The sequence below is a fragment of the uncultured Dialister sp. genome (assembly GCF_900538805.1).
Lineage (GTDB): Bacteria > Bacillota > Negativicutes > Veillonellales > Dialisteraceae > Dialister.
In genome coordinates, this window is sequence record NZ_UPZP01000086.1 from 1 (window position 1) to 9,704 (window position 9,704).

Annotated in this window: 7 protein-coding genes; 6 read left to right on the top strand and 1 reads right to left on the bottom strand. The window is 53.0% G+C overall.

What is annotated here, in order from left to right; genetic code table 11:
• Nucleotides 1–418: 418 nt before the first annotated feature.
• Nucleotides 419–2,020 carry a polysaccharide biosynthesis protein gene (locus tag QZQ29_RS07550; RefSeq protein ID WP_296961934.1) on the top strand — a complete coding sequence of 534 codons (1,602 nt, stop codon included), beginning with the start codon at nucleotides 419–421 and terminating at the stop codon, nucleotides 2,018–2,020.
• 808 nt (nucleotides 2,021–2,828) lie between these two features.
• Here QZQ29_RS07550 and QZQ29_RS07555 read toward each other — a convergent pair.
• Nucleotides 2,829–3,779, bottom strand: coding sequence for a nitronate monooxygenase (locus QZQ29_RS07555; RefSeq protein WP_296961937.1), 951 nt, complete (start codon nucleotides 3,777–3,779; stop codon nucleotides 2,829–2,831).
• 395 nt (nucleotides 3,780–4,174) lie between these two features.
• On the opposite strand from QZQ29_RS07555, the gene QZQ29_RS07560 reads away from it, so the two are divergent.
• From QZQ29_RS07560 to eno, 5 genes are read left to right on the top strand one after another with little or no spacing between them, the layout of a single operon-like run.
• Nucleotides 4,175–5,206, top strand: coding sequence for a sugar-binding domain-containing protein (locus QZQ29_RS07560; protein WP_296961939.1), 1,032 nt, complete (start codon nucleotides 4,175–4,177; stop codon nucleotides 5,204–5,206).
• A gap of 41 nt (nucleotides 5,207–5,247) precedes the next feature.
• Entirely contained in the window at nucleotides 5,248–6,255 is a 1,008-nt protein-coding gene (gap, locus tag QZQ29_RS07565) for a type I glyceraldehyde-3-phosphate dehydrogenase (protein ID WP_296961942.1), read from the top strand.
• 2 nt (nucleotides 6,256–6,257) lie between these two features.
• Nucleotides 6,258–7,445 carry a phosphoglycerate kinase gene (locus tag QZQ29_RS07570; RefSeq protein ID WP_296961945.1) on the top strand — a complete coding sequence of 396 codons (1,188 nt, stop codon included), beginning with the start codon at nucleotides 6,258–6,260 and terminating at the stop codon, nucleotides 7,443–7,445.
• Between the two features lie 6 nt (nucleotides 7,446–7,451).
• Nucleotides 7,452–8,198 (top strand): triose-phosphate isomerase, encoded by a 747-nt coding sequence (gene tpiA, locus QZQ29_RS07575; RefSeq protein ID WP_296961966.1) that lies wholly within the window; start codon nucleotides 7,452–7,454, stop codon nucleotides 8,196–8,198.
• Nucleotides 8,199–8,238: 40 nt separating this feature from the next.
• Nucleotides 8,239–9,534 (top strand): phosphopyruvate hydratase, encoded by a 1,296-nt coding sequence (gene eno / locus QZQ29_RS07580; RefSeq protein ID WP_296961968.1) that lies wholly within the window; start codon nucleotides 8,239–8,241, stop codon nucleotides 9,532–9,534.
• Nucleotides 9,535–9,704 lie beyond the last annotated feature (170 nt).

The window sequence follows — 9,704 nt, forward strand, 5'->3', positions numbered from 1 at the left end:
GGGTGGCAAAGGAACTGGATTCGTAGGGAGCCGTAGGCGACTGAGAATCCAGTGACATGCTTCCCTTTAGGAGAAGTGGTGCGCAGCACCAAAAGGGGTGCATTTCCATCGAGCGAAGCGAGGTTGTTAGGTTTTCGCTGCCGCCAGGCAGCATATAAAACTCATCGCCGTCAGGCGATACCTTCCCCTCTGAACCCTCTGAACCTTATGAACCCTCTGAACCCTTTGGCCTTGCCCCTTGAGCGCCAGCGATACACAACCTGCGGCGCAGCGGCGCCCCTTCTGTGCCCAAAGGACACAGAGCCTTCAAGTTCATAAACTTTTTACAATAATTGAGCCCCAGAGCTTTACAATCTTTCTGAAATCTGATATGACTATATGAGTTGTGAATCATATTTCCTATTGAAACAGGTGAAAAATGCGTAAGAATTCATTTATCCAAGGTGCCCTGATTTTGACGGTGGCTGGTATTATCGTTAAATTTATCGGTGCTTTCAGTCGTATTTATCTGTCCCGGCTTTTAGGCGGGGAAGGAATCGGCCTTTACCAGATGGCCTATCCAATTTATCTTCTCTGCCTCTCCGTTTCTTCCGCCGGCCTTCCGGTGGCCATTTCTATCATGGTGGCGGAACGAAATGCGGTGAATGACTATAATGGCGGACAGAAGGTATTCCGTATTTCCATGGCGGCGCTGGTGCTGACAGGGCTCTTTTTCAGCGTCCTTCTTTTCTTCGGCGCCCAGTGGCTGGTGGATACGGGCATTGTCCGTGACCCCCGTGCTTACTGGTCCCTTCTGGCCCTGTCTCCTGCCGTATTCTGTGCCACCCTTCTGGCCACGCTTCGCGGGTATTTCCAGGGGCTCCAGCTCATGACCCCTACGGCGGTGTCCCAGATTCTGGAACAGGTGGTGCGGGTGGTAACCATGATTGCCTTTGCAGTCGTCCTCCTGCCCTACGGCCTTGAATTTGGTGCTGCCGGTGCTACGCTGGGCGCGGCTCCCGGTGCTTTCATGGGTATCGTGGTGCTCATCGGTTTCTATTACATGACCCGCAGCTGGCGGAAAGAACTGGCTTCCGAGCAGGATCCTTCCATCAAACCTCAGAGCGCTCTACATATCATCAAAAGGCTCCTGGTACTGGCCATTCCTGTTTCCCTGGCCAATATTATGCTGCCTATCGTGTCCAATATCGATCTTTTCATCGTTCCCCGCCGTCTGGAAGTGGCAGGTTTTGCGGTGGAAGAGGCGACCACACTCTTCGGCTATCTCACCGGCATGGCTACGGCCCTGGTGAACATGCCTACCATTGTGACTGCTTCTCTGGCAGCCAGCCTGGTGCCCGTTATTTCTGAAGCCATTGCCCAGAAAAGGGGCGATGTGGTGATGAAGAGGACCGACACCGCCATGCGTCTGGCCAACCTTATTACCATTCCTGCCTTCGTGGGCATGTGCGTCATTGCCACCCCCATTTCCGCCATGCTTTACGCCACCCCTGATGCGGGCCCCTGCATTGCGGTGATGAGCTTCGGCGTGTTCCTTCTGGGCGTGCAGCAGGTTACCACCGGTGTCCTGCAGGGCATGGGAAAAACAGCCATTCCTTTCATTAATATGGTTATTTCTGCTTCCGTGAAGGTTCTTCTTTCCTGGAACCTCACCGCTCTCCCCGCCTGGGGCGTGCTGGGCGCAGCCTGGGCCACCAATGCGGACTTCGGCGTAGCTGCGGTGCTGAACCTGGTTTTCCTCTATAAATACAGAAAATATACCATGGATATCCTCCACACGGTGAAACTCTTCATCGCCGCCGGTATCATGGGCGCCGTAGTGCTGGGCGTATACCACGGAGCCTTCGGCTTCATCCACAGCAACACCCTGGCCACCCTGGCAGCCATCTGCGTAGGCGGTGTGGTGTACCTCACAGCCATCGTCGTCATTCGGGCCGTGAAGCCGGAAGACGTTGCGGGCGTTCCGAAAATCGGCCCTAAACTGGCAGCAGCAGTAGAAAAGCTGAGCTTTAAAATCTAGGGAAGCACTGATTAATTCGCAGAATCGAATTTCATAAGTATTTTTATCCAATGTGGCGTCATAAGTCTCCTTAAATAGCTCGCTATTCGCGTCGACTGATTCCTTGCATTGGATAAAAATACAAGAATGAAATCCGATAACGATTTAATCAGCGTTTCCCTAATAGTAAATATCATAGGAAATATGAAAAGCCATGAAATGGAATCTCAAATGAGACATCATTTCATGGCTTTTTTGACACGCCCTTGCGGGCGTGAGGGTTCAGAGGGTTCAAAGGGTGCAAAGGGTTCAGAGGGTGAAGGTGGGCGGCTCCGCCGCCATTATGAATAAAACCTTTGCAACCGCCCTTACGGGCGAGGGAAAACCATACAACCGCGCCTATGGCGCGGGGAAATGCACCCCTTCTGCCGCCTGCGGCGGCGTCTCCCCCGGAGGGGGAGATTTGCTCTATGCTTTCCCTTGTGCTAACTTTAGTTGCTCATTGAATAGCGTCGCTAAAACTTCCCCCTCCGGGGGAAGTACCGCCGCAGGCGGGGATAGGGGTGCATTTCCGACGGGCCGCAGGTCCGGTTGTACGGTTTTGGCTGCCGCCAGGCAGCATACATACTCATCGCCGCGAAGCGGCGATACCTTCCCCTCTGAACCCTTTGAACCTTCTGAACCCTTTGAACCCTGCCACGGAGTGGCTCCATGGGCGATACCTTCCCCTCTGAACCTTCTATTCTTGCCCCCTGAGCGAAGCGAACACAACCTTTCTACACAACCTGCGGCGCAGCCGCGCCCCCTTCCTTCCTACAGGGCATATAACTCAAATCAGCCCCTTAGCTCCGGCCAGTCTCCTTTCCGTTTCCGAAACCAGGTCTTCCACGATTTCTTCTACCGGCTGGATTTTGGTGAGGTGGGTGAGGGACATGCCTGCCAGGACGTAGCCGTTTTCCGTATCTCCTTCCACGGCACCTTTTCTGGTGGTGCCTGTGGCCAGGGCGATGAGTTCTTCCAGGGGAGCTCCGCTGTATTCTGCTTTCAGGTATTTCTCAGAGAACGCATTCTTGAGGCCTCTCACGCTGTCGCCGGTGGTGAATCCGGTGACGGTGGAGTCCGTGTCCTTTGCTTTGATGATGGCTTCTTTGGCTTTGGGGTGGAGGCGGCATTCTTCGGCGAGAAGGAAACGGGTGCCCATCTGGACGCCGGAGGCGCCCATGATGAGGGCAGCAGCGATGCCTCTTCCGTCTACGATGCCGCCGGCGGCGATGAGGGGGATTTCAATATCCGGCAGTACATTTTCCAGAAGGGCCATGAGGGTGAGTTTTCCATCGTGGCCACCGGCTTCCATGCCTTCCACCACCAAGGCATCGGCACCGGCGTCCTGCACCCGTTTGGCCAGTTTCACGTTAGGCACCACGGGAATGCATTTCACGCCGGCATGGTGGAGGTCATCGAACCAGGGCACCGGATTCCCTGCACCCAGGGTGACGAAGGGCACCTTTTCATCGCAGATGACCTGGGCCACGTCGTCTTTGTTGGGGGCCTGGAGCATGAGGTTTACTCCATAGACGCCTTTAGGCCCCAGAATGTCTTTGGCCCGGCGGATATTGTCCCGTACTTCGTCGGTGGTGAAACCGCCGGAACCGATGACCCCTGCGCAGCCTGCATGGGCCATGGCGGCAGCCAGGAGGCCGTCGGAAATATAGGCCATGCCTCCCTGGATAATGGGATAATCAATGGATAAAAGTGTTGTCAGTTTTGTTTTCCATGGCATAGTGATTCCTCCCTTACATGAATATCATAGTTCTGCCCTTATTATATCCGTTTTTTATGTGGATGCCATGGTTCAGATGAGAAAAATCTTTCTATTTTTTCGGAAAATTTTCATGCCGAAAACTCATTCAATTTTAAGAAGCAATGATTTATTTGTATTGATGGAAAAAGCAGTGAGTGAAGGCCCTTCTTTTTGCCCATATTTCTTGGGGCTTTTCAATATTTTTCCAATGGAAGAGGGAAGCAGATCATAGTAATATGTATACTTTTGAAATGTAGAGTATACGTATTACTATATTTTTACATAGATGTTGTAGTATTAATGGCGGCGTGATATACTGTAAAAGGTAAGACTTGGCATGATTCCGTACTTTTTAATGGATGGAAGTGATATGGTTGAAAGAAGATTCTTTGATGATGCTCCTCCTGCCGGAAATGATGGCAGAGGCCCAGGAGCGGTATGAGATTCTTCGGCAGATTCACGATAACGGACCGGTGGGGAGACACCTTCTCTCCATGCAGACAAAGCTTTCTGAAAACACGGTCCGCAAACACATTGAAAAAATGGAAGAGTCAGGTCTTCTTTTTTCTCGTCCTTCGGGTATAAGTCTCACCACCAAGGGGGAATCGCTGATTGAGCCTTTGGCTCCCTATTTCCAGAAAAGTCCGTCTCTTTCGGACATGGAAAAAAAGCTGCGGCAGATTCTTTCCATGGAAAAGGTTATCGTGGTGAGAGGGGATTCGGACGGATCAGAGGCTGTGAAGAATGAAATCAGCCAGGAGGCAGCTCTTGTGCTGCTTCGCCTTCTCCGGGACGGCTTTGTCACCGCCGTAGGCGGCGGCCCGATTATTGCAGGCATGGCGGAAGCACTTCCTTCCCTTCATATGAAGGTGGATGTGGTTCCTGCCCGCGGCGGTTTTGGAAACCGGGTGGAATACCTGCCGAATTTCGTGGCGGCCCGCATGGCTGAGAAGCTGGGCGGTGAGTATCACATCATCCATATTCCTGACGGTTTGAGCCCGGAACTTTTCCTTCAGGTGAAGAAGGAACTGCCCCGGTTCGGCGAAATCGAAGGGCTTCTTGCCAGGACGGATATCCTGGTGACAGGAGTGGATGAGCCTTCTGACCGGTCTAAATGGCTGGAAATTCCGGAGGATGTAAGGGAGCGTCTGGTCAGGGAAAAGGCAGCAGGGGAAGCCCTGGGTCTCTATGCGGACATTCACGGGAAGATTCTCTACCGTCTCTATAATGCCGGGATTTCCCTGGAAGATATTTCTTCCATTCCCCATGTCTTAATTGCAGCCGGAGGCAGTCACAAGGGCCCCGCCATTCTTGCCATGGCCAGAGCCGGTATACGGGGGACCCTGATTACTGATGAGGGTGCAGGTAAAGCAATCATACAGGGAGCGGCCGGGTCATTTTTATGAACCGGTGCTTTCCAAGTCAATCACAGGAGGGTACTAACATTATGACAAAGATTGGTATTAACGGATTTGGCAGAATCGGCAGACTGGTATTCCGCGGCATGCTGGACAGGGATGACCTGGACGTGGTGGCCATCAATAACCCCAGCGGTGTGGAGACGGCTGCCTATCTTCTGAAGTATGATTCCGTCCATGGACGCCTGGGCAAGAAGGTGGAAATCGACGGGGACGACCTGATTATCGAAGGAAAACGGGTCCATGTATTCCATGACAGGGATCCTGAACATCTGGACTGGAGTGCCTATGGCGTTGAAATCGTGGTGGAATCCACCGGCAAGCTGAAGGACAAAGTAAGTGCCGGCAAGCATATCAAAGGAACGGTGAAGAAAGTCATCATTACTGCTCCCGGCAAGGATGATGATGCCACCATCGTTATGGGTGTCAACGAAAATACCTATGACCCGGAAAAGGACAATATTATTTCCAACGCATCCTGCACCACCAACTGCCTGGCACCGGTGGTGAAGGTTCTCCATGAAAAATTCCATATTAAACGGGGCCTCATGACCACCGTCCATTCCTACACCAATGACCAGGCCATTCTGGAAAAGGCCCATAAGAAGGACCCCAGAAGAGGCAGGGCAGCAGCGGAAAATATCATCCCCACCTCCACCGGCGCAGCCAAAGCCATCGGCATTGTCATTCCTGAACTGAAGGGCAAGCTGAACGGTCTGGCCATCCGCGTGCCTACTCCCGATGTATCCCTGGTGGATCTGGTGGTGGAACTGTCCAAGAATGTGACGAAGGAAGAGGTCAATGCAGCACTGAAGGAAGCGTCCGAAGGAGAGCTGAAGGGTATCCTGGCTTACACCGATGAACCCCTGGTTTCCAGTGACTTCCTCACTACCGACGTAAGCTCCACCGTAGACAGTCTCCTCACCATGGTGATGGAAGGCAATCTGGTGAAGGTCATTGCCTGGTACGACAATGAATGGGGCTATTCCATGAGAATCATTGACCTTGTTAAGTATGTAGCATCGAAAGGACTTTGATTATGAACAAGCAGACCGTGTATGATTTGAAACCGGAAGGAAAAACAGTGTATGTCCGTGTGGACTATAACGTGCCCCATGATAAGGACGGCCACATCCTGGATGACCGCCGTATCCGGGCTACCATTCCTACCATCCGCTACCTCCTGGATAAGGGGGCTGCGGTGGTGCTGGCAAGTCATATGGGGCGCCCCAAGGGAGCAGTGGTGAAGGACCTGTCCCTTGCTCCCTGTGCCAAACGGCTGTCCGAACTGCTTTCCCAGGAAGTGCTCTTTGCAGATGACTGCGTAGGAGAAAAGGCCTCTGCCATGAAAAAGAGCCTTCAGCCGGGACAGGTGCTTCTTCTCGAAAATCTTCGTTTCCACAAGGAAGAAGAAAAGAACGATCCCGAATTTGCCAAAGCCCTGGCTGAGGGCTGCGATCTGGCAGTGAACGATGCCTTCGGTGTATCCCACCGCGTCCATGCCTCCGTGGTAGGTGTAGGCAGACTCATGCCCATGGTGTCCGGCCTTCTTTTGAAGAAGGAAATTGATTTCCTGGACGGCGTCATCGAACATCCGGAAAGGCCTTTTGCTGCCATTATCGGCGGAGCCAAAATCAGCGATAAAATCCAGGTCATTGCCAACCTTATGGAAAAGGCGGACGTCATCCTCATCGGCGGCGGCATGGCCAATACCTTCGTGGCTGCCCAGGGCTATGACATGGGCCAGTCCCTGCAGGACCGGGACCGTTTCGACCTGGCCAGGAACCTGATGAAGAAGGCCCATGAAATGGGTTCGGAAATCATGCTGCCCGTGGATTTCATGGCCGGCGATTCCTTCTCTGAAAAGGCAGAAACCAAAGTCCTCTCGGCTTCCGAATTCAAGAGCCCCTGGATGGCACTGGATATCGGTCCTAAAACCATCGAACTTTATGTGGAAACATTGAAGAAAATGAAGACCGTCGTATGGAACGGCCCCATGGGCGTGTTTGAAATGAAACCCTTTGCAAGGGGCACCTTTGCCATTGCAGAAGCCATGGCAAACCTTCATGCCACCACCGTCATCGGCGGCGGCGAGTCCGCTTCCGTGGTGGACCAGCTGGGCATTGAAGATAAATTTTCCCATGTATCCACCGGCGGCGGCGCCTCCCTGGAAATGCTGGAAGGCATGGTTCTTCCCGGCGTGGCGGTACTGGCGGACAAGGAGTGATTCTGTTTGCGTAAAACCCTGATTGCAGGCAACTGGAAAATGAATCTCACCGTGACGGAAGCAGAGAAATTTTTCAAAGCCTTCAAAATTCAAAAAAAGGAGGGGACCGAGCTTCTTTTCTGTCCTCCCTTTACGGATATTCCCATAGCCCGTTTCTTCCTGGACCGCTCCTTCATCCGCTGGGGCGCCCAGAATGTGTATCCCGAAGACAAGGGCGCCTTCACAGGAGAAATTTCAGCGCCCATGCTGAAGGACCTGGGCTGCAGCTATGTCATCTGCGGCCATTCTGAAAGACGGCAGATTCTTGGTGAAAGCGATGAATTTGTGGCCCGTAAGGTGAAGGTGGTGCTGGAGCATGACATGATTCCCATCCTCTGCGTAGGGGAGACGGGAGAAGAAAGAAAAGAAGGCCAGACGGAAGAACGGATTGGAAGCGAAATCAGGACGGCCCTCTTTGAACTTTCTAAAGAAGAAACGGCGAAACTGGTTATTGCCTATGAGCCTATCTGGGCCATCGGCTCCGGCCAGGCCGCTACACCGGAGGACGCGGAAGAAATCGCATCCTTCATCCGAAAAACCGTGAAAGAGGCGGCAGGAAAGAAGGCGGCCGACGAAGTCCTGATCCTTTATGGCGGCTCTGTAAACGGAGACAATATTTCCTATTTCCTGAAGCAGAAGAATATCGACGGCGCCCTTATCGGCGGCGCCAGTCTGAAGCCCGATACAATGCTTGATATTTACAATAAAGCCTGATGTAGACCATACTGAAATCAAATTACAGGAGGAATAAAGCATGGCAGCAATTACCGATTTGCACGCAAGAGAAATTTTGGATTCCCGGGGAAATCCCACGGTTGAAGTAGAAATGACACTGGAAGACGGCACCTTTGCCAGGGCCGCCGTTCCCTCCGGTGCATCCACCGGCATGTTTGAAGCCACCGAACTTCGGGACGGCGATAAGAGCCGGTACAACGGCAAGGGTGTCCTGAAAGCGGTAAATAATGTGAACAGCGAAATCGCTGATGCCGTGCTTGGCTGGGATGCCAGCGACCAGAGGGGCTTGGACCACATCCTCATCAATCTGGACGGCACGGAAAACAAGAGCCGCCTTGGTGCCAATGCCATCCTTGGCGTATCCCTGGCCGCTGCCCATGCAGCAGCAGCTTCTGCGGGCCTTCCGCTGTACCAGTATCTGGGCGGTGTGAATGCCCATAACCTGCCGGTACCGATGATGAATATCATGAACGGCGGCGCCCATGCAGATAACAATGTGGATATCCAGGAAAGCATGATCATGCCTGTAGGTGCTCCCAGTTTCCGGGAAGGCCTTCGCATGTGCGCTGAAATCTACCATGCCCTGAAGGACGTGCTGAAGAAAAAGGGACTGTCCACTGCCGTAGGCGATGAAGGCGGCTATGCGCCGGACCTTCCCTCCAACGAAGCAGCCATGGAAGTCATCTGCGAAGCCATCGAGAAAGCAGGCTACACCGCAGGCAAAGACGTAGTCCTGGCCACCGATGTAGCGGCCTCCGAACTATTAGGCGACGACGGCCTCTACCACCTGGCAGGAGACCATGCCGCTAAAACTGCCGATGAAATGATTGCCTTCTACGAAAAACTGATTGATGACTATCCCATCATTTCCATCGAAGATGGCCTTGGAGAAGAAGACTGGGATGGATGGAAAAAACTCACCGACGCTTTGGGTAAAAAAGTCCAGCTGGTGGGGGATGACCTCTTCGTCACCAACACCAAACGCCTCTCCAAAGGCATCCACATGGGCGTAGCCAACTCCATCCTCATCAAACTGAACCAGATTGGCACTCTCACCGAAACCTTCGAAGCCGTCCAGATGGCCCAGCGCTGCGGCTACACCGCCGTTATTTCCCACCGCTCCGGCGAAACCGCCGACACCACCATTGCCGATGTGGCAGTGGCCCTGAATGCCGGCCAGATTAAGACCGGTGCTCCGGGACGTACAGAAAGAGTGGCCAAGTACAACCAGCTCCTCCGCATCGAAGAAGACCTGGACGCCGACTCCTTCTACGGCAGCAGCGCCCTGACCCACAGAATGAAACGGTTTGAATAATCAGGAATCAATGCAGAAAACCCCGGCTCTTCGCCGGGGTTTTGCTTTGCTAAGGGAAGCACTGATTAATTCGCAGAATCGAATTTCATATGGATTTTTATCCAATGCTGCGTCATAAGTCTCCTTAAATAGCTCGCTATTCGCGTCGACTGATTCCTTGCATTGGATAA